At 60.1% G+C, this 18,910-nt stretch carries 16 protein-coding genes; 5 read left to right on the top strand and 11 right to left on the bottom strand.

Annotated features, from left to right (window positions below; translation table 11 throughout):
- Window positions 1–49: 49 nt before the first annotated feature.
- From CVS29_RS11235 to CVS29_RS11215, 4 genes are all read right to left on the bottom strand, one after another.
- The gene (locus CVS29_RS11235; RefSeq protein ID WP_179442424.1) at window positions 50–286 is read right to left on the bottom strand and encodes a hypothetical protein; all 237 of its coding nucleotides are present in this window, start codon (window positions 284–286) and stop codon (window positions 50–52) included.
- A 42-nt stretch (window positions 287–328) separates the two neighbouring features.
- Entirely contained in the window at window positions 329–703 is a 375-nt protein-coding gene (locus tag CVS29_RS11230; RefSeq protein WP_110106406.1) for a DUF948 domain-containing protein, read from the bottom strand.
- Between the two features lie 191 nt (window positions 704–894).
- Entirely contained in the window at window positions 895–1,521 is a 627-nt protein-coding gene (rpsD, locus tag CVS29_RS11225) for a 30S ribosomal protein S4 (RefSeq protein WP_110106405.1), read from the bottom strand.
- Between the two features lie 302 nt (window positions 1,522–1,823).
- Complete coding sequence (locus tag CVS29_RS11215; protein ID WP_110106403.1) at window positions 1,824–3,290, bottom strand: replication-associated recombination protein A; 1,467 nt, start codon at window positions 3,288–3,290, stop codon at window positions 1,824–1,826.
- Window positions 3,291–3,322: 32 nt separating this feature from the next.
- Here CVS29_RS11215 and CVS29_RS11210 point away from each other — a divergent pair, with 32 nt between their 5' ends.
- Window positions 3,323–3,928 (top strand): acVLRF1 family peptidyl-tRNA hydrolase, encoded by a 606-nt coding sequence (locus CVS29_RS11210; RefSeq protein ID WP_110106402.1) that lies wholly within the window; start codon window positions 3,323–3,325, stop codon window positions 3,926–3,928.
- 111 nt (window positions 3,929–4,039) lie between these two features.
- The gene (locus tag CVS29_RS11205) at window positions 4,040–4,498 is read left to right on the top strand and encodes a LapA family protein (RefSeq protein WP_110106401.1); all 459 of its coding nucleotides are present in this window, start codon (window positions 4,040–4,042) and stop codon (window positions 4,496–4,498) included.
- A gap of 263 nt (window positions 4,499–4,761) precedes the next feature.
- Here CVS29_RS11205 and aspS read toward each other — a convergent pair whose 3' ends face one another.
- Window positions 4,762–6,537, bottom strand: a complete 1,776-nt coding sequence (gene aspS / locus CVS29_RS11200) for an aspartate--tRNA ligase (protein WP_110106400.1) — start codon at window positions 6,535–6,537, stop codon at window positions 4,762–4,764.
- Window positions 6,538–6,747: 210 nt separating this feature from the next.
- Window positions 6,748–8,094: a histidine--tRNA ligase gene (gene hisS / locus CVS29_RS11195; RefSeq protein ID WP_110106399.1), complete on the bottom strand. Its 1,347-nt coding sequence runs from the start codon at window positions 8,092–8,094 to the stop codon at window positions 6,748–6,750.
- A gap of 230 nt (window positions 8,095–8,324) precedes the next feature.
- Between hisS and CVS29_RS11190 the strand changes: the two genes are divergently transcribed.
- From CVS29_RS11190 to CVS29_RS11180, 3 genes are all read left to right on the top strand, one after another.
- Entirely contained in the window at window positions 8,325–9,158 is an 834-nt protein-coding gene (locus CVS29_RS11190; protein ID WP_110106398.1) for a peptidylprolyl isomerase, read from the top strand.
- A 121-nt stretch (window positions 9,159–9,279) separates the two neighbouring features.
- Complete coding sequence (locus CVS29_RS11185) at window positions 9,280–10,758, top strand: DUF349 domain-containing protein (protein ID WP_110106397.1); 1,479 nt, start codon at window positions 9,280–9,282, stop codon at window positions 10,756–10,758.
- A 124-nt stretch (window positions 10,759–10,882) separates the two neighbouring features.
- Window positions 10,883–11,500 (top strand): type IV toxin-antitoxin system AbiEi family antitoxin, encoded by a 618-nt coding sequence (locus CVS29_RS11180; protein WP_170120960.1) that lies wholly within the window; start codon window positions 10,883–10,885, stop codon window positions 11,498–11,500.
- A gap of 211 nt (window positions 11,501–11,711) precedes the next feature.
- Here CVS29_RS11180 and CVS29_RS11175 read toward each other — a convergent pair whose 3' ends face one another.
- The 5 genes from CVS29_RS11175 to ruvB form a co-directional block, all read right to left on the bottom strand.
- Window positions 11,712–14,060, bottom strand: coding sequence for a RelA/SpoT family protein (locus CVS29_RS11175; RefSeq protein ID WP_315913679.1), 2,349 nt, complete (start codon window positions 14,058–14,060; stop codon window positions 11,712–11,714).
- 166 nt (window positions 14,061–14,226) lie between these two features.
- Window positions 14,227–15,231 carry a protein translocase subunit SecF gene (gene secF, locus CVS29_RS11170; protein WP_110106394.1) on the bottom strand — a complete coding sequence of 335 codons (1,005 nt, stop codon included), beginning with the start codon at window positions 15,229–15,231 and terminating at the stop codon, window positions 14,227–14,229.
- Window positions 15,231–16,997 carry a protein translocase subunit SecD gene (secD, locus tag CVS29_RS11165; protein WP_110106393.1) on the bottom strand — a complete coding sequence of 589 codons (1,767 nt, stop codon included), beginning with the start codon at window positions 16,995–16,997 and terminating at the stop codon, window positions 15,231–15,233. The genes secF and secD overlap by 1 nt, the downstream gene beginning before the upstream one ends.
- 95 nt (window positions 16,998–17,092) lie before the next feature.
- Entirely contained in the window at window positions 17,093–17,491 is a 399-nt protein-coding gene (gene yajC / locus CVS29_RS11160) for a preprotein translocase subunit YajC (protein WP_306457009.1), read from the bottom strand.
- A 256-nt stretch (window positions 17,492–17,747) separates the two neighbouring features.
- Window positions 17,748–18,908: a Holliday junction branch migration DNA helicase RuvB gene (ruvB, locus tag CVS29_RS11155; protein WP_245932192.1), complete on the bottom strand. Its 1,161-nt coding sequence runs from the start codon at window positions 18,906–18,908 to the stop codon at window positions 17,748–17,750.
- Window positions 18,909–18,910 lie beyond the last annotated feature (2 nt).

Below are 18,910 nucleotides of genomic sequence, written 5' to 3'. Positions count from 1 at the left end.
GATGGCGCATGGCGCTGGCGCTGTGGTGCTGGCGCTGTGGTGCGTTGCTTCAGCGGCGGGTTGTCAGGGATGGGTCTTGGTCAACGCCTAAGGCTATCCGCAAATCACTTTCACGTTCATTCATGTTCTCACGGAGTGTGTCAGCGAAATCCGCAATCGCATCACCCACACGTCCCACGGCCCGGTTGAGCCCTTCGGGGCCCAGCGCGCCTCGAGCAGCCGTAATTTTCCGTGCTGCGATGACACCAATGGTGATGCCCACGCCCAGCCAAAAGATTTTCTTCATGGATGCTTGTCCTTATATAACGGCAATATTTTGCGGGCGCGGTTAACGGGCGCGCCGGGCGCGTGAGGGCTTGCTGCGGCCGGAAAAGGCCTGACGGACGCCGTAGGAGAACGCGGCAACTTTGATCAGCGGGGAGCCGATGGTGGCTGCGACGAGTGCTGACAGCGCTGAAATGTTGGCGGTTGCGTCTGAGACGTTGTTGGAGATTGAATCAACCTTGCCCAACTGTGTGTTGGTTGTGGCAACTGTTGCCGTGACCTCTTCGATCAGCGGGGTGGTACCGTCGCCGATCTGTTTAATGGTGATGCGAATTTCTTCAAACACCTTGCCCAGTTTAAGGATCGGCACAGCCAGTAAAGCCACCAAGATGGCAAAGACCCCTGCCGCGATCAATCCTGCAATGTCGCCACCACTCATGTGTGTGCCGCCTCAATTCCATGCTCGTTGGCCAATATTGTCCGGCCGTGGCCGAATACAACATGTTTCCCCAAAATACCTTAGTCCAAAAGTATCGTGATTCGGGCACAAAACAGCCCGCGGCGGTTGCCACGGGCTGCAATGTGTTTCAAGCTGCGAAGGATTCGAGCTCTACTTCATGCTAAGAAAATTTAGCGTGAGTAGAATTCAACAACCAGCTGCTCTTCACAGGTTACGGGAACCTCAACACGCTTGGGGCGGCGCACCAGGCGAGCCTGCAGGCTCTCCAGCTTGACGTCCAAGTACGCGGGGACCGCGGGGAGCACGTCGCGGTGGGCGCCGGCTGCAGCGAGCTGCAAGGGAACCATGGTCTGGCTGCGCGGGTGCACGTGGATCAGCTGACCCTCAGCAACGCGGAACGACGGGCGGTCCACGCGGGCGCCGTCAACCATGATGTGGCGGTGAACAACCAGCTGGCGAGCCTGGGCCGTGGTGCGGGCGAAGCCTGCACGCAGAACCAAAGCATCCAAACGGCTTTCCAAGATTTCAACCAGGTTCTCACCGGTCATGCCCTTGGTGTGCTTGGCTTCTTCGAAGGCACGGGTCATCTGTGCTTCGCGGATGCCGTACTGGGCGCGCAGACGCTGCTTTTCGCGCAGACGTACAGCGTAGTCACTGTCCTGCTTCTTGCGGGCGCGTCCATGCTCACCGGGGCCGTACGGGCGGCGTTCCAGGTACTTGGCTGCCTTGGGAGTCAGAGCAATGCCGAGGGACCGCGAAAGGCGGGCCTGACGGCGGGCACGTGTGTTGTTAGCCACTTGTGTCCTTCCAATAGGTGCAATAAGTGTTGTCTCTGGCCTCCATTGTGGAGAGCTGGGGCTATTGCAACCCGTCGCTACAGCACCTGGGCATGGACAACAAGATCCTTGTTAGCACGGCAAATACGCGGCAAAATGCCGCCCAGTGCGTGCTTGGATGTTGTGCATGGAGCCAGAGCTTGCCAGTGCGGGTTCAACTCTACCACTTGCAAGCACTCGAGCAGCAGCGCGCCGCTGCCTACTACCGAGGAGGGTGCCAAATCTGAGCCACCAACTCTGCAGGCCCGGTTCATCCTGCGCCGTCACCCCTTCTTGGGTTCTGTTCCGCGAATAATCTCCCGCAGCCGGGCTAGGCGTGGACCCAGGTCCCGTTCGTGCCCATTGGCTGTAGGCGTGTAATAGTTCCGTCCCACCAGGTCATCCGGCGGGTATTGCTGGGTGGCAATGGAGTGCGGTGAATCGTGGGAGTAGATGTAACCCTTGCCGTGGCCAAGCCCGGCCGATCCGGCATAGTGGGCATCTCGCAGCGGCGCCGGAACGGTGGAGCCCCTACCGGCTCGAACATCGGCAATGGCGGCGTTGATGCCGTTATAGGCAGCGTTGGACTTCGGCGCGGTAGCCACATGCACTACAGCCTCGGCCAGGATGATCCGAGCCTCCGGCATACCAATCAGTGCCACGGCTTGGGCTGCCGCAACAGCCGTTTGTAGCGCTGTTGGATCGGCCATGCCCACATCTTCGGCGGCGGAGATCATGATGCGCCGGCCAATGAAACGCGGGTCCTCCCCTGCCTCCAGCATGCGTGCCAGGTAGTGCAGCGCAGCGTCTACATCGGAACCCCGGATGGACTTAATGAAGGCGCTGATGATGTCATAGTGCTGATCCCCTGCCCTGTCATAGCGCACGGCTGCAGCATCTATGGCGCGCTCAGCAATGGCCAGGTTAATCTCCACCGGGGCGTCTTGGCCCTGCTCAGCACCAGCGCCCGCACCAGCACCCGTACCAGCACCCTCTGCGTCTTCAGAGAGGGCCACCCCTGCGGCGGCTTCCAAAGTGGTCAACGCCCTGCGGGCATCGCCAGCCGCAAGCCGCACCAGGTGATCTAGTGCCTCATCCGTCACGGTGACAAGAGAGTCCAGGCCGCGCGGATCAATGATGGCCCGCTCCAACAGGCCTTGGATGTCCGCATTTGTTAGAGGCTGCAGGGTCAGCAAGATGGAACGTGAGAGCAGCGGTGCCACCACGGAGAACGACGGGTTTTCGGTAGTGGCCGCAATCAACACGACCCACCGGTTCTCCACCCCAGGCAGCAGGGCATCCTGCTGCGCCTTGTTGAAGCGGTGAATTTCATCCAAGAACAATACAGTGGTGCGCCCGTGCAGATCCCTGTCGGTCAGCGCCTGGTCCATGACCCGGCGCACATCCTTAACCCCGGCGGTGATGGCGGAAAGTTCCACAAACTTCCGTCCCGGTCCGCGGGCAATCACGTGTGCCAGCGTGGTCTTTCCCGTCCCGGGAGGCCCCCACAACATCACGGAGGCGGGCCCTGCCGCTCCCCCAGCGCTGCCACCAGCCGCCAACATTTGCAGTGGTGAGCCGGGGCCCAGCAGGTGCTTCTGGCCCACAACTTCTTCAAGGCTTCGCGGACGCATGCGCACGGCAAGGGGGCTGCGTGGGCGCGATCCGTCCCCCGCTGACCCACTCGAGGCGAGGGAATCGTCGTCGTCCGTGTCATCGTCGCCATGCAGCGCGCTAAAAAGGTCACTCACCCCTCTAGGCTATCGCCCGGTAGTCTGGCAGCGTGAACCCTGCCCAACGCACCAACTATGTCCCCGCTAGCCGCCTGATGGGTTGGCTGGAGCGCTTTTCCGGCGCGCACGGTGGACAGGATTCCCTACAAGACACTGACGACGGCGTGATGTTGCGTATGCGCGACGGCGCCACCGCAACGTTGGCAGCACCCTGGCCGGCCGAGGGACGGCCCGGACGCGGTACCAACATTCTCGAAAGACTGGTGTCCGTGACCGCCCAGGAGCGCAGCTACGGCATTTTGTTGCTCCGGCGTGGCGGTTTTGCTGTTGGGGTGGCCAAAGCGGGAAAATTGGTGGCACACAAAGTGGGCAGTGCCTCTGGCCGGTCTCGTGGCACTGACCCGGCTGCTGCCGTAATCGAACGCGCCTCGCAGGAAGCCAGCCGCCTTTTTGCCGGGGCAGCCTTTGAATACTTGGGCACTGGCGGCGACAGGCAACTGGTTGACTCTGTCCTCTCGGTTCCGGCCCTGCGTAGGTACGCGGACACTACCCGTCTGGCGCCTATTCCTGTCCAGGAACTGAAAATGGATGCGTTGATGCGGGCAGCGGCGGATTTTGCTTCCGTTCGCATTCACATTACGGATGTGCACAAGTAGTGCCCGCAGCCTGGGACCCGATACCTGAGGGTGACCCCGGCGCACTGCACGGGTATTGTGTCAGGTATCTCTCCTGCACGGAGAGGTACCACAGGATTTAGGGGTTAGAAAATGTCCAATGATCCAGTGCTGCCTCCTGAAGAGGGCACATCCCAATACATCGATCCGGAGCGTTCCATCGTGCCGGAGCATGAGCCAGAGGCGGCCGCCATTCCTACGCCGGCCACAGCCAACCAGGGCTCTAAGGTGGTTCCCACCAAAAGTCCCAAGAACCCACCAGTAACGCGAGCTGGCATGGTGTGGGCCGCTGTCATCGCCGGATTGCTACTGCTGGTTGTGCTCATCATCTTTATCCTGCAAAACGACGCAAGGGTGACTGTGAATTTCTTTGGCGCCTCCGGTGAGCTTTCCCTGGGCATGGCATTGTTCATTGCCGCGGTAGGAGGCGGGATACTGGTAGCGATTGCTGCAGCGGTGCGAATCCTGCAGCTGAGAAATCAACGCCGTCACCTAACAAACCGGCCGACAGCCCAACCGGGGCTCTCGGCCAGTGACCAGCCGGGGATCTAGGCACCCGGGCCTCCCGAGCAGTGCAAGCGAGGCTCACTGCACTGACCTTCTCCCTCAAGTTCCTGACATTTTTTGTTGGCCAGCAGCCAGTTCTCCCTGCGCCTCCTGAGCTCCTAAGCTCCTAAGCTCCTGTTGGATCATGGGTTCGACCCCAAGTTTCCACGGCAGCGGCGTACTGGCACGGAACTCTTGCCGCACATTTAGGCAAAAGAATGCCTGCCACCCCGCGAGTGGGGTGGCAGGCATTCTGGCGGTTGCTGGGGTTACTTGTCCCCGGCGCTTGCTTCGGGCTTGAAGTCCACGCCGGCTTCCTTGCGCTGCTGTGCCGTGATGGGCGCAGGGGCCTGGGTCAGCGGGTCGTAGCCGCCACCGGACTTCGGGAAAGCAATGACGTCGCGGATGGAGTCAACACCTGCCAGCAGGGACACGGCACGGTCCCAGCCAATGGCGATTCCACCGTGCGGCGGGGCACCGAACTTGAAGCCTTCCAGTAGGAAGCCGAACTTCTCTTCCGCTTCTTCGTTGCTCAGGCCCATGACTTCAAAGACACGCTTCTGCACGTCGGAGCGGTGAATACGGATGGAACCGCCACCAATCTCGTTGCCGTTGCAGACGATGTCGTAAGCGTAGGCCAAGGCGCTTTCCGGATCCGTGTCAAAGGTGTCCAGGAACTCGGGCTTGGGCGAGGTGAACGCGTGGTGCACGGCGGTCCACTTGCCGGCGCCAACGGCGACGTCACCGGAGGCTACGGCGGCGGCGGCGGGCTCGAACATGGGCGCGTCAACGATCCAAACGAACGCCCAATCGGCCGGGTTGATCAGGCCGGTACGGTGGCCGATTTCAACACGGGCGGCACCCAGCAGTGCGCGGGAGGGGGAAACCTCGCCGGCGGCGAAGAAGATGGCGTCACCGGGCTTGGCACCCACGGCCTCGGCCAGGCCGGCACGCTCGGTGTCGGTCAGGTTCTTGGCTACGGGTCCGGTCAGCTCGCCCTCTTCCTTGAACAGGACGTAGGCCAGGCCCTTAGCACCGCGCTGCTTGGCCCATTCCTGCCAGGCGTCCAGCTGGCGGCGCGGCTGTGAGGCCCCGCCGGGCATGACAACGGCACCAACGTAAGGGGCCTTGAAGACGCCGAATTCGGTGTCCTTGAAGAACTCCGTCAAGTCAGTCAGTTCCAGGCCGAAGCGCAGATCAGGCTTGTCGGAGCCATAACGGGCCATGGCGTCGCGGTAGGTCATGCGCGCAATAGGCAGCGGAATTTCAACGTCAATCAGCTTCCACAGTGCCGAAACAATCTTCTCGCCCAGGGCGATGATGTCGTCCTGATCAACGAAGCTGGCCTCGATGTCCAGCTGGGTGAATTCCGGCTGGCGGTCCGCACGGAAGTCCTCATCGCGGTAGCAGCGGGCAATCTGGTAGTACTTTTCAAAGCCGCCCACCTGCAGGAGCTGCTTGAACAGCTGTGGGGACTGCGGCAGCGCATACCAGGAACCCGGGGCCAGACGTGCCGGCACCACAAAGTCGCGGGCACCTTCGGGGGTGGAACGCGTCAGTGTGGGTGTCTCAATTTCGGTGTAGCCCTGCTCGTGCAGCAAGTTACGGGCCACACGGTTCGCCTCTGAGCGCAGGCGCAGGTTGCGCTGCATGCCGGGGCGGCGCAGGTCCAGGTAACGGTGCTTCAGGCGCGCTTCCTCACCAACTTCAACATGCTCATCGACCTGGAACGGCAGGGGCGCTGCTTCGTTAAGTACCACGACCTCATCGGCCATGACTTCAATCTCACCGGTGGCGAGGGCCGGGTTTTCGTTGCCTTCGGGGCGGCGGGAGACCGTGCCGGTGATCTGCAACACGAACTCGTTGCGCAATGCATGGAAGATTTCTTCTTCCCGCACTACAATCTGGGCCACGCCCGAGGCGTCACGCAAATCCAAGAACGCCACTCCGCCGTGGTCGCGGCGGCGGGCTACCCAGCCCGAGAGGGTGACGGTTTGGCCAATATGTTCAGCCCGCAGGGAGCCCAGGTCATGTGTGCGCAGCACAGCATTCCTTTCAATGGTGGTGAACGGCCCATAATGTGGGCCCGCAAAAGAGTTTGATATGAAGTTTACCGTTGATCGCGACACCCTAGACCCGGTAGAGCGCTCTAAGGGAAATCGACCCGTGAGAAATGGCTGCTATGACGCTCCATAGCAGCCATTTCTCACGGATCGGTGGTGCGGTGGTGGTGCGGTGGTGCGTGGATCTCAGGGTTAGGCCTTGATGATCTGCGGTGTCAGATCCTCAACCGGTGGCATCCATACTGCGGGATCGGCCACCACTTGCTCGCCTGAGCGGATGTCCTTTACCTGGTGCTCCCCGGACTCGTCGGTGAACCAGACGTAGGGGATGCCTCGCTTGTCGGCGTACTTGATTTGTTTGCCAAATTTGTCAGCCTTGGCGGCAACCTCTGTGGAGATGCCTCGGGCGCGCAGCGCTGCCGCCACGTCCTGGGCTTCGCCCCAGCTGTCCTCATCACTCAAGGTGACTAGGACGGCGGTGGGCACGCTGCGTGAAGCCTTCGCGAACTCCTGGCTCAGGATGCGTGCCACCAGGCGGGTGACACCAATGGACAGGCCTACTCCGGGGAACTTGCGGTTGCCCTTGGAGGCCAAGGCGTCGTAGCGCCCGCCGGAGCAGATGGAACCAAGCTGTTCGTGGCCCACCAGCACCGTCTCGTAGACAGTTCCCGTGTAGTAATCCAGGCCGCGGGCAATGGAAAGATCAGCCACAACGGAACCGGGCGCGCTCTTGATTGCTGCAGCAATAACCTGTTCCAGCTCATCGAGGCCTTCTTCCATGAGCTCATCCGTGACGCCTAGGGCGCGGACGGCGGCAACAAAGGAGGTGTCCTCGGTGCGGATCGAGGCCAATGCCAGGGCCTTGGCGGCTTGCTCATCAGTGGCGCCAAGCTCATTTTTGAGCAACGTTGCAACAGCGTCAGCGCCGATCTTTTCCAGCTTGTCGATGCTGCGCAAAACTCCAGCTGTATCGGTGAGGCCAATGCCGCGGTAGAAACCTTCGGCAAGCTTGCGGTTGTTGATGCGCAATTTGAAGGCCGGGATGGGCAGCGCGGAGAGCGCTTCAGCAATCACCAGCGCAAGTTCCACGTCATAGCGGAACGGCAGTACGCCGTCGGCCACTACATCAATATCTGCTTGGGTGAACTCGCGGGCACGGCCCTCTTGGGGACGCTCACCACGCCACACCTTCTGGATCTGGTAGCGGCGGAACGGGAAGGAAAGGTAGCCGGCGTTTTCCACAACATAGCGGGCAAAGGGCACCGTCAAATCAAAGTGCAGGGCCAGCGCGTTGGGATCATCCTTGGAGGCAACGGCGGTGTTTCCGTCGTCGTCCTGCAGGCGGGAGAGCCCGTACACTTCCTTGTCGATTTCGCCCTTGCGCAGGAGGTGTCCCACGGTTTCCACGGCGCGAGTCTCAATCGAGCTGAAGCCGTGCAGCTCAAAAGTGCGGCGCAGGGTGTCCAGCACATGCGCCTCCACCAGCCGCTCCTCGGGAAGCCACTCGGGAAAACCGGACAAGGAGGCGTTGCGTGCCATGGGTGTTGCTCTCCTAACATGCGCCAGGCCCTGATTCAAGGGCAGGATCCGGCGGGCGGGTAATCGTCACGGTGTCACGAGTGCCATGTCACGCTCGCTGCTGAGCGGGCCTGACATGGGTAAGCTGACACCGGCTGCCATTTTATAAGATTTGGCAGCCCACCACTAAACTTACCCGGATACGGGACGCCCGGGTGCACCTACCCCTGACATTGAAGAAAGAGGCACCGTTGGCCAACAGCAACAAGTCCAGCCGTGAAGCAAAGGCTCGCGTGGCACGTATGGAGGCGAACCAGGCCCAGCACAAGGACCAGCTCCAACGACGCAAGCGAGATAACCTCATTGCCTTTATTGCCATTGGCGCCTCCTTGGTTCTGGCCACGGTGCTGGCACTGACGGCCTTTTCCCCCAAGACGGACGACGGCGTTGACGGCGCAGGTGCGCAGGCTCCCGTCAGCACTCCTTCGGCTCAGGCAACCACGAACCCCACGGAACCCACCGATGCTGCCACTGACGCTGCGCCGGTGGAAACGAACAGCCCCACCGTGCCCAAGGCAGATACTGCCCGGGGCAAGACGTTCACTGGCACGCTGACGCTGAACGGCAAGCCCATGGGTGTGGAATTGGATGGCAGCAAGGCTCCTCAAGCTGCGGCGGTGTTCAAATCGTTGGCTGACTCCGGCTTTATGACAGGCAAAACCTGCCACCGTCTGACCAATGCACCCGACTTTGGGCTCATCCAGTGCGGTTCACTCAAGGGTGATGGTGCCGGCGATCCCAGCTACCAGTGGGGCCCTGTGGAGAACACTCCTGCGGATGGTGTGTACCCGGCCGGGACCATCGCTGTGGCCCGCGCCAACACCACGTACTCCAACGGCACGCAGTTCTTCATCACCTATGAGGACACTAATCTTCCTCAGGGCGACGGCGGCTACACCATCGTTGGAAAGGTCACCAGCGGCCTTGATGTGCTCACAGCCATCGCCAAGGACGGGATAGCTGGCGGGGCAACCGACGGTGCGCCCAAGACCAAGGTGACGATAGACTCGTTCAAGCTCAACTAATTTTTATCAGGCCTTCCCTGATGCGGCACAACCGTGCACATGAGGGAAACGCACCACAGCGATTCTGGTCAGGCACGTTTGGCGTACCTGATAGTTTCCATCAAGCGAAAGACTTTTAGCGGTGACACACAGTCAAGAATCCGACGAAACACTTGCCTCCACAACAGAGGCTCCCGTAACGGAGAGCAACCCTGTCGAAAGCACGACGGCGGCCACCCCCGCCGCCCCGGCACCGGCCTCCGTTCCAGCTGCTGCGCCTTCACCGGCCGCCTTTGCAGCCCGTCCCAAAGTTCCGGCGCCCGCCGCCGTTCCTGCTCCCGTTGCGGCACCGGTTGCGCCTGCCATCAATTTGATCGAGGCCGCCAAGTTTGGCCGGGCCGAAGAAGACGGTCACGTCTTCTTGCTCCTCGATGGTGAAGAGTTCCCGGTTGGCCAGTACCCCGGAGCCAGCAAGGACGAGGCGCTGAGCTACTTTGTGCGCAAGTTTGATGACATTCTGGCCCAGGTCACTTTGCTCGAACAGCGTGTTGAGGCCAAGGCCCCCACCACAGACATGAACAAGACTGTCAGCCATGTGCGTGAACAGCTCGGTGAGCGTAACTCCGTGGGGGACGTCAACGCGGCACTGGCCCGTCTGTCCACCCTGGAAGAGAACATCAAGGCTCTCTCCGCTGCGGAGAGGGCCGCCCACGAATCGGCCCGCGCCGTGGAGCTTGCCTCCCGTGAAGCAATTGTGGCTGAGGCGGAAACCATTTCCGCCGAGGACCCCACCACTATCCAGTGGAAGATCAGCAGCGCACGCATGAACGAGCTCTTTGAGTCTTGGAAAGCGGCGCAGAAGAACGGGATGCGTTTAGGCCGGGCCACGGAAGAAGGCCTGTGGAAGCGTTTCCGCAGCGCCCGGACCGTGTTCGATCGCCACCGCCGCGCCTACTTCTCGCAGCTGGATAACACCAACGCCGCCGCCAAGAGCGCCAAGGAATCACTGATTGCTGAGGCTGAGGAGCTCGCTACCTCCACCGATTGGGGCTATGCAGCCGGCGAATACCGCCGCCTCATGGACCAGTGGAAGGGCTCCCCCCGGGCCAGCCGCAAGGACGATGACGCTCTGTGGGCACGCTTCCGCGGGGCACAGGATAAGTTCTTCGCTGCACGTCAGTCCGCCAACAACGCTCTTGATGAAGAGTTCGGTGCCAACCTGATCGTCAAGGAAGCTCTCCTTGTTGAAGCTGGCGCCCTGCTGCCCATCAAGGACCTCAACGCCGCGAAGAAGTCCCTGCAATCCATCCGCGACCGCTGGGAAGAAGCCGGCAAGGTGCCGCGCAACGACATGCAGCGTGTGGAGGCAGGTCTGCGCAAGGTGGAGGACGCCGTGCGTTCCGCTGAAGACGACAACTGGCGCCGTAGCGATCCTGAAGCCAAGGCCCGCACCAGCAGCGCCCTGAGCCAGCTGGAAGCCACCATTGCCGGTTTGAAGGAAGATCTGCTCAGCGCCGAGAAGGCAGGGGATGCCCGCAAGGTCGCCAAGGCCACCGAGGCACTGGCAGCCCGCGAGCTGTGGCTGGAACAAATCCAGAAGGCAGCCCAGGATTTCTCCTGAACAGTTAACACGACAAAGACCTTCTGCCACTAGTTGAGCTAAGTTATCAGGCCTCCGGGCCGGGTTGTCCACAACCCGGCCCGGAGGCCTTTTTCTTCGCCCGCCAGCAGGGCAGGCTGGGATGATGAGAAGCCACGCAACTCCGCCAGAGGGCCCAACGGCTGTTCTGCTTCTGGCGCCGGGTACACAGTTCACTGCCTCCGAACTGTCCGCCATGACCCTGGATGGGGTGATCTGTCACGTCTTTGGCCAAATTTTTAGGCCCTCCTCCTTGCCCGAAACCCCCACTGTCCGCGCCGCCGCGCTGGCTCTTGCCGTCCCGGCGTACCTCAGTCACCGGGCGGTGCTGGGACAATTGAGCGCTGCATGGGTGCACGGCTGCGCACCCCTGCCTGAGGTGATCTCCCTGCTGGTGGCCAATGACGGCAACAGCGTCTCCTTGCCACGGAGCAGTGGCGCCAGCATTCGCCAGGTCAGTTTGGCTGTACAGGAGGTGATGGTGTTGGGTGGTACACCCGTCACGCGCCCGCTGCGCACTGCGGTAGACGTGGCCCGAAGCGCCCCCGAGTTGCTGGCCAGAACCGTGCTGCAAACCATGGCGGAGCAACCCTTGTTGGACTGTTCACTCGAGCGCCTCCTTTGCGCCATTCAAGCTGCACCTCACGTCCCTGGGAAAATCAGGGCACAGGAACTTGTGCAAGCCATGATGGGGCATCCGCCAGCTATCGGGGGCACTGGCTAGGGAGTCATTGATACTTGGGCCTCACGTGTCCCAGCCTTGGCCTCATGGACGCCGGACTCCTGCTCGCGGCGGCAGCAGCAGCGCGAACAGGGGTGCCGACCTCGCGCGTATTCTCCATACTGATGGCAGCTATCAGACCAGCGGCGGGACCGTCTTGGATGCGGAGGCCCTCACGGCCCCGTTCCAACAACGTCTGGGACTGTTGAAGGCCCTAGGCACGGCGGTGCGAGCCGGTGGCCCGGTAGACGTCAAACACCCCGTCAATGCGCCGCACCGTATTCAACACATGATCCAGGTACTTGGGGTCACCCATTTCGAACGCGAACTTGGACAGCGCCACACGGTTGGTGCTGGTGTTGACACTGGCCGCCAAAATATTGACATGACACTCAGATAAAACCCTAGTCACATCCGAGAGCAGGCTCTTGCGGTCCAGGGCCTCCACCTGAATTTCCACAAGGAAGACACCCGATTGTGTGGGCGCCCAGTCAACGTCCACCAGCTTCCCGGGCTCGTTCTGCAGATGCAGGAGATTGGGGCAGTCCTGCCGGTGTACCGATATGCCCGAACCCTTCGTAACAAACCCTGAGATGGGATCCGGCGGAACGGGTGTGCAACACCTGGCCAGCTTCACCAAAACATCATCAACGCCGTGCACAATGACACCGGAGCTTGAGACACGTGAACGGGTGTTGGAGACATGATTTTTAACCGGTGGTGCCGCGTCTTCAATATCAACCAAGCCCATGGCCTCGCGCAGACGCTCCACAACTGACTGTGCCGAGGTGTGTCCATCACCCACCGCAGCGTAGAGTCCGGCAATGTCTTGATAGTGGAAGTGCTCGGTGACGGCCATGAGGGAATCATGGGTCATCATTTTCTGCAACGGCAGGTTTTGCTTGCGCATGGCCTTGGCGAGAAGTTCCTTACCCTTCTCAATGGACTCGTCTCGCCGTTCCTTGCTGAACCACTGACGGATCTTATTACGTGCCCGCGGGCTCTTGACGAAGTTTTGCCAGTCTTGGCTGGGTCCGGCACCTTCGGCCTTGTTGGTGAAGATCTCCACCGTGTCACTGTTGGAAAGTTCACTGTTGAGGGGCACCAGCTTGCCGTTGACCCGGGCACCAATGGTTCGGTGCCCTACTTCCGTGTGAACAGAGTAGGCGAAGTCCACCGGGGTTGCCCCGGCCGGCAGCGCCACAACCTTGCCCTTGGGGGTGAAGACGTAGACTTCCTTTGCGTTCATTTCAAAGCGCATCGAATCCATAAACTCGCCCGGATCCGCTGTTTCACGCTGCCAGTCCATGAGCGAGCGCAACCACGTCATGTCATCTTGATTGGTGGCGGCCGGGACCTTACTGCCACTTTTGTACATCCAGTGCGCAGCCACACCATACTCGGCACGCTGGTGCATTTCTCTGGTGCGGATTTGAATCTCAACCAGTTTGCCGCCAGGACCCAGCACCGTGGTGTGAAGGGATTGATACATGTTGAATTTGGGCAGCGCAATGTAATCCTTGAAACGCCCTACCAGCGGTGTCCAGAGGGAGTGTACCTCGCCTAACATGGCGTAGCAGTCTCCCACGGTGTCCACGATGACGCGGACCCCGATCAGGTCATTAATGTCATCAAAGTCTTTGTTGCGGACCACCATTTTTTGGTAAATGGAGTAATAGTGTTTTGGCCGGCCGCTGATTTCACCCTTGATCTTGGACACGCGCAAGACTTCTAAGAGTTCACGGCGGATCAGACTCAACTGCTTCTCCCGCTCCGGTGAGCGGTCCTGCACCAGCCGGACAATTTCCTCATACACCTTCGGGTACAAGGCGGCGAAGGAAAGTTCTTCCAATTCCCACTTCATGGCGTTCATGCCGAGGCGGTGAGCCAGCGGGGCAAAAATGTCCAGTGTCTCCCGAGCCTTTTTACTCGATGACTGGGCTGAGACAAACCGCCACGTGCGGGCGTTGTGGAGCCTGTCAGCGAGCTTGATGACCAGAACACGGATGTCCTTGGACATGGCGATGACCATTTTCCGCAAGGTCTCAGCCTGAGCGGCCTCACCGTAGTCCACCTTGTCCAATTTGGTGACGCCGTCTACCAATAAGGTGATTTCCTTGCCGAAGTCCCGCTCCAGTTCGGCAAGCGTATAGGGGGTGTCCTCAACCGTGTCATGCAGCAGCGCAGCAGCCAGGGTGCTGCCGCTCAAACCCATTTCCGCAAGGATGGTTGCCACAGCCACGGGGTGGGTGATGTAGGGGTCGCCACTTTTGCGTTTTTGGCCCTCGTGGTATTTTTCTGCCACCGAAAAGGCGCGCTGAATTAGATCGAGGTCTTCCTTGGGATTCTTGGCACGCACAATGCGCAGCAAAGGTTCCAGGATGGGTGCGTAGCTTTCCGCTGACCACCCGGTCAGGCGTGCCAGACGGGACCTGGTGCGTTCACGGCGACCAGGAAAAGTGGAGCGACTATTTGCTGGCCGAGGTTCAGAACCCTCCGTGGCGGACGCAGCTTGCTCGCCCGAACCAGTTACCAGCTCATGCGAGGGTGATTCTTCGTTCAACGTATTGCCTCCCTCACACATGTAGCTCCTGTGCGCCCCCAAGGCGGGGCATTAACCCATTCTAAGGTGCCCGCAGAGCAATGTTGACCAAAACAGGGCCGGGACCGAATGCGTACCATTCGGTCCCGGCCCTGTGAGGATGCCGGAGGCGGTAGTGCTGTGAACCTTAGGTGGTAGCGCTCACTGCAACAGCTTCGTTGGCACGGCGCTGCTGAACTTTCTTGGCCTGCTTGGCCAGTTCCGGTTCACGCTCACGAAGCCATGAGTACAACGGAGCTGCCACGAAGATGGTGGAGAAGGTACTGACAATAATTCCGATGAACAGGGCCAGTGAAAGGTCCTGCAATGTTCCTGCACCCAGGAGCAGTGCACCAATGAACAAGATGGAGCCAACCGGCAACACTGCCACCATCATGGTGTTGATGGAGCGCACCAAGGTCTGATTCACCGCGAGGTTAACCTCCTCGGCAAAGGTCCGGCGCACGGATTTAGAAATGTCCGCCGTATTTTCTCGAATCTTGTCAAAGACCACCACTGTGTCATAGAGCGAATAGCTCAAAATAGTGAGGAATCCGATGATGGCTGACGGTGTCACCTCAAATCCTGAGGCTCCGTAGATTCCGGCCGTGACCACCATAACCACCAGCATGCCAACAATGGCCGCAATGGACATCCGCCAGGTGCGGAAGTACAGGGCCATCAAGACGGTGGCCAAGAGTACGAACACAATGAAACCAATGACTGCCTGGCGTGAGACATCCTGTCCCCAGCTAGGGCCCACAAAGGTTGAAGTAATGTGGTCCTCGGTGACACCATAGGCGGTCTTCAAGGCGTCCTTGACGGCGATGGTCTGATCATCGCTTAGCCTGTCGGTTTGCACCTGCATGGTGTCGCCAGCAATGTTGGTCACCACGGCTGCTGTGCCAGGAACGGCCTCGGCAACAGCTTTTTCACCAATGGCAACATCCGTGTGGGCAACAGCAGAAACCGTGAACTGGGAACCGCCACGGAACTCAATACCAAAGTTGAAACCGCCGCCAAGCAGTGGGATCAGAATGGAAAGCAGAATGGCGACTCCGGCGATGCTGAACCAAATCTTGCGTTTGCCAATGAACTCGTAGGACCGTTCACCGGTATACAGTTCATTGCCGAAAGTGGCGAAACTCTTCATTATTTGCTCTCCTTCGAGTCGCTGGAACCGGATTCGGCGGCTCCGGCGCCCCCGCTGCCAACCATTTGGGCTTCCTTGGCAGCTAACCGCCGCTCAGCGATGGTTTGGCGACGTTCGGCCTCTCCTGCTGCACGGACATTCTTGCCCTTGGCAACGGCTGCGCTTTCCTCGGGTGTGCGGAAGCGGCCGGCTCCGCGGTATAGCGGAATGGCGCCAAGCTGCTTCGGGTCAAGACCTGAGAAGTGGTGGCCTTCCCCGAAGAACTTGGTACGTGCCAGCAACTGCAGGGTGGGGTGGGTGAACATGAAGACCACAATGAGGTCAGCTACTGCCGTGAGGCCAAGGGTGAAGGCGAAGCCCTTCACACTGCCTACGGAGACGAAGTACAACACCAGTGATGCCAAAATATTGACGGCCTTGGAGGCAAGGATGGTGCGCCTGGCACGTTCCCAACCGTTCTCCACGGCCGCAACCAGGCCCCGTCCGTCCCGCAATTCATCCCTGACGCGTTCAAAGTACACGATGAACGAGTCAGCGGTCTGACCGATGGCCACGATAATGCCCGCCACACCTGCCAGCGACAGCCGGTAGTTTTCCGCCCAGCCCAGCAAAATGATGGCCAGGTACGTGATAACACCGGCAATGACTAGGGAGAAGATTGTGACAAAGCCCAGTGCACGGTATTGGAACAAGGAGTAGATGACAACGAGTCCAAGACCAATCAAACCTGCCAAAAGGCCCATTTCCAACTGCTGCAGACCAAGAGTTGCGGAGATCTGGATTTCGCTTTGAATCTCAAAGCTGATCGGCAATGAACCAAACTTCAGCTGATCCGCCAGCGCCTTGGCACTTGTCTCGGTGAAGTTGCCGGTGATGGAGGACTGGCCGTCGGTGATAACAGCCATGGATGAAGGTGCTGAAATGACACTGTCATCCAAGACGATGGCAAAACGGGCCTGCGGGTCATCCGGGTTGGCCAAGTACTTTGTGTGCAAGCGTTGCGTCACGGTCTTGAATGCTGCGGCACCTTCAGGCTTTTCCAAGGTCAGCTGCACCGACCACTCATTGGTGGTGGCACCCTGTGCGCCAGCTTGCAGGCCATAGGAGGCGGTTTTGATCCACTTGCCCGGAATCTCCACCGGCCCAAGGATGTATTTGATGCCGGAGTCCGGCTCACAGCTGATCAAAGGCTTGGCTGGATCCGACGTTGTGGGCCGCTCGGTCAGCGGCGGAATGCAGCTGGTAGCCTCAAATTCCTTCATGAGGGCAGCATCAACCCAGTTGGGATCGCTGGCGTTCAACGGCGCAGCAGTCGGCACGGGGAGCTTGTCCGCCGGAGTCCGCTCTGCTTCCGGAACGGCACCGCTAGGAACCTGGGTGGCCGCAATGACGGGGCGGAAGTTCATGTTCGCCGAAGCCTTGATGAGGTTGCGTTCCTCGTCGGTAGGCTTGCCTGGCATGCTCACAACAACGTTACTGCCGCCCTCAGTGGAGATCTGGGCTTCGGAGACACCAGAACCGTCCACACGCTGACGAATAATGGACACAGCTTGGTCCAGTTGTTCGGAGGTAATACTGCCCGCTCCTTCAACCTTGGGCGCCAGAATCATCTGGGTGCCACCTTCAAGGTCTAGGCCAAGCTTTGGCGCCCAAGTGGCGGCGCCAGAAAGCACACCAGCACCTACTGCCAGGGTGCATGCAATAATGAGCGCCGCGAGCCACAGAAGAGTTCTGCGGGCCGTGGACGCCGGACCTGTTCGTGCCATCAAGGGATCCTTCTATTGGTCACGGGATTGTGAACATGGCAATGCTGCTGCATCTGGACCATACGTAGACGCAGCAGCTGCCAACCCGGATAAGGCTAGTTGTCTTTGTTGTTGTCTTTGTTCAAGCGCTCAAGGGTTTCATCAACGGACTCCCCTGCATCAGGGGCCTTATCAAGGTTCAAAGTCAGCGATGAGGCATCGTTGGGCACGGTAGCGCTGATGTCTTCAGCGCCCTGGGGCTCAATGATCTTGGCAACCGTCTGGCTGTGCACAGTGGCTGTGGTGCCGGGAGAGATCTCGAGGATGATCTGATTCTCTTCCTCATCAATGGCCAGGACCTTGCCGAAGAGACCAAAGTTGGTCATGATCTCAACGCCGGGCGCCAGCTTTGAGCGCTTTTCTGCCGCGGCTGCCTTGGTCTTCTTTTGCTTGCGCATCATCATGATGATGAGCAGGCCAAACATGGCGAACAAGACTAGTGTCATCGGGTCCATGAGAACCCCCTGAGGGCGAAGTTGTTGGCCAAAACACTACTGAGAGACACAGCTGAGGTTCCATTCGTTAGGAAAAAATTTCAGGCCCGGCTACGGCGCAAACGTGCCGGACGTCATACCAGTGTAGAGGGTAAAGCTGAACGTAGGATGATAAACCACCCGCAATAGCCAGAAATTACACGCACGAACCCGAAATGGGCCGGGAACCACGCAGCCGGGACCGTTTTGGGCCCACGGGCAACGCCAAGGTAGGCGTTCAGCCTTCTCGTGGCTCTTCTTCGAAGGGAAGCATAGCGGCGGCAACCGCGTTGCCCGGCATTTTCAAACCGAGGTGCTCCCAGGCGGCGGGCAGAGCTATGCGGCCACGTGGGGTGCGTCCCAAAAGTCCTTCCCGTACCAGGAAGGGTTCAGCCACCGTCTCCACAGTTTCCGGCTCCTCCCCTACGGCAATGGCCAAGGTGGATAGCCCCACGGGTCCACCATTGAATTTGTTGACCAACGCTTGCAGCACGGATCTATCCAGCCGGTCCAACCCGCGGGCATCAACTTCATACATATCCAAGGCCGCAGAGGCCGTGCGGGCGTCAATGGATTCAATGCCGTGAACCAGAGCCCAGTCCCGCACCCGGCGCAGAAGCCTGTTGGCAATGCGGGGAGTGCCGCGGGAACGTCCGGCAATCTCCGAAAATCCTGCGCTGGTGAGCCGCAGGTCCAACATGCCGGCGGAGCGGCGCAGCACTAGCTCCAGTTCCGCCACCGAATAGAACTCCAAATGGCCCGTAAAACCGAAACGGTCACGCAACGGTCCAGGTAGCAGCCCGGCCCGTGTGGTTGCACCGACCAAGGTGAAGGAGGGCAGTTCCAACGGGATGGCAGTGGCTCCGGCGCCCTTGCCAACAATGATGTCAACCCGGAAGTCCTCCATGGCCATGTACAGCATTTCCTCGGCTGGACGTGACATGCGGTGGATTTCATCCAGGAACAGCACCTCGCCCTCGGTGAGTGAAGAAAGAATGGCTGCGAGGTCGCCAGCGTGCTGAATGGCCGGACCTGAGCTGATCCGCAAAGGAGCGTTCATTTCTGCAGCGACGATCATGGCCAACGTGGTTTTACCCAGCCCGGGCGGGCCCGACATCAGCACGTGATCAGCACTGCGGCCCCGGATTTTGGAGGCTGCCAGCACCAGTCCCAGCTGCTTGCGGACCCGCTCCTGGCCAACAAAATCATCAAGGTTCTTGGGCCGCAGGGCCGCTTCGAGCTCTCGCTCTTCGGGCTCAGCAACGGGCCCGGCCAGTTCACTCGCGGTGTTGCGGGCTAACCCGCCGCTCCCCGCTGAACCGCTGCTCCCCCCTGAGCCGCTGTTGCCGATGCTGATCTGCCCCGGCAACAACGGAATTGACTCTTCGTTGGCTGCCATTC

The sequence above is a fragment of the Arthrobacter psychrochitiniphilus genome, from assembly GCF_003185915.1.
In the GTDB taxonomy this organism is placed as follows: Bacteria; Actinomycetota; Actinomycetes; order Actinomycetales; family Micrococcaceae; genus Specibacter; species Specibacter psychrochitiniphilus.
This window is presented reverse-complemented; position numbering and strand designations above follow the sequence as displayed.

Bases quoted from the DNA above. Each gene is read 5' to 3' on its own strand.
- CVS29_RS11235 (WP_179442424.1), bottom strand. From the start codon at position 286: ATGAAGAAAATCTTTTGGCTGGGCGTGGGCATCACCATTGGTGTCATC.
- CVS29_RS11230 (WP_110106406.1), bottom strand. From the start codon at position 703: ATGAGTGGTGGCGACATTGCAGGATTGATCGCGGCAGGGGTCTTTGCC.
- CVS29_RS11205 (WP_110106401.1), top strand. From the start codon at position 4,040: ATGTCCAATGATCCAGTGCTGCCTCCTGAAGAGGGCACATCCCAATAC.
- hisS (WP_110106399.1), bottom strand. From the start codon at position 8,094: ATGGCACGCAACGCCTCCTTGTCCGGTTTTCCCGAGTGGCTTCCCGAG.
- CVS29_RS11180 (WP_170120960.1), top strand. From the start codon at position 10,883: ATGAGAAGCCACGCAACTCCGCCAGAGGGCCCAACGGCTGTTCTGCTT.
- secF (WP_110106394.1), bottom strand. From the start codon at position 15,231: ATGAAGAGTTTCGCCACTTTCGGCAATGAACTGTATACCGGTGAACGG.
- secD (WP_110106393.1), bottom strand. From the start codon at position 16,997: ATGGCACGAACAGGTCCGGCGTCCACGGCCCGCAGAACTCTTCTGTGG.
- yajC (WP_306457009.1), bottom strand. From the start codon at position 17,491: ATGGACCCGATGACACTAGTCTTGTTCGCCATGTTTGGCCTGCTCATC.
- ruvB (WP_245932192.1), bottom strand. From the start codon at position 18,908: ATGGCAGCCAACGAAGAGTCAATTCCGTTGTTGCCGGGGCAGATCAGC.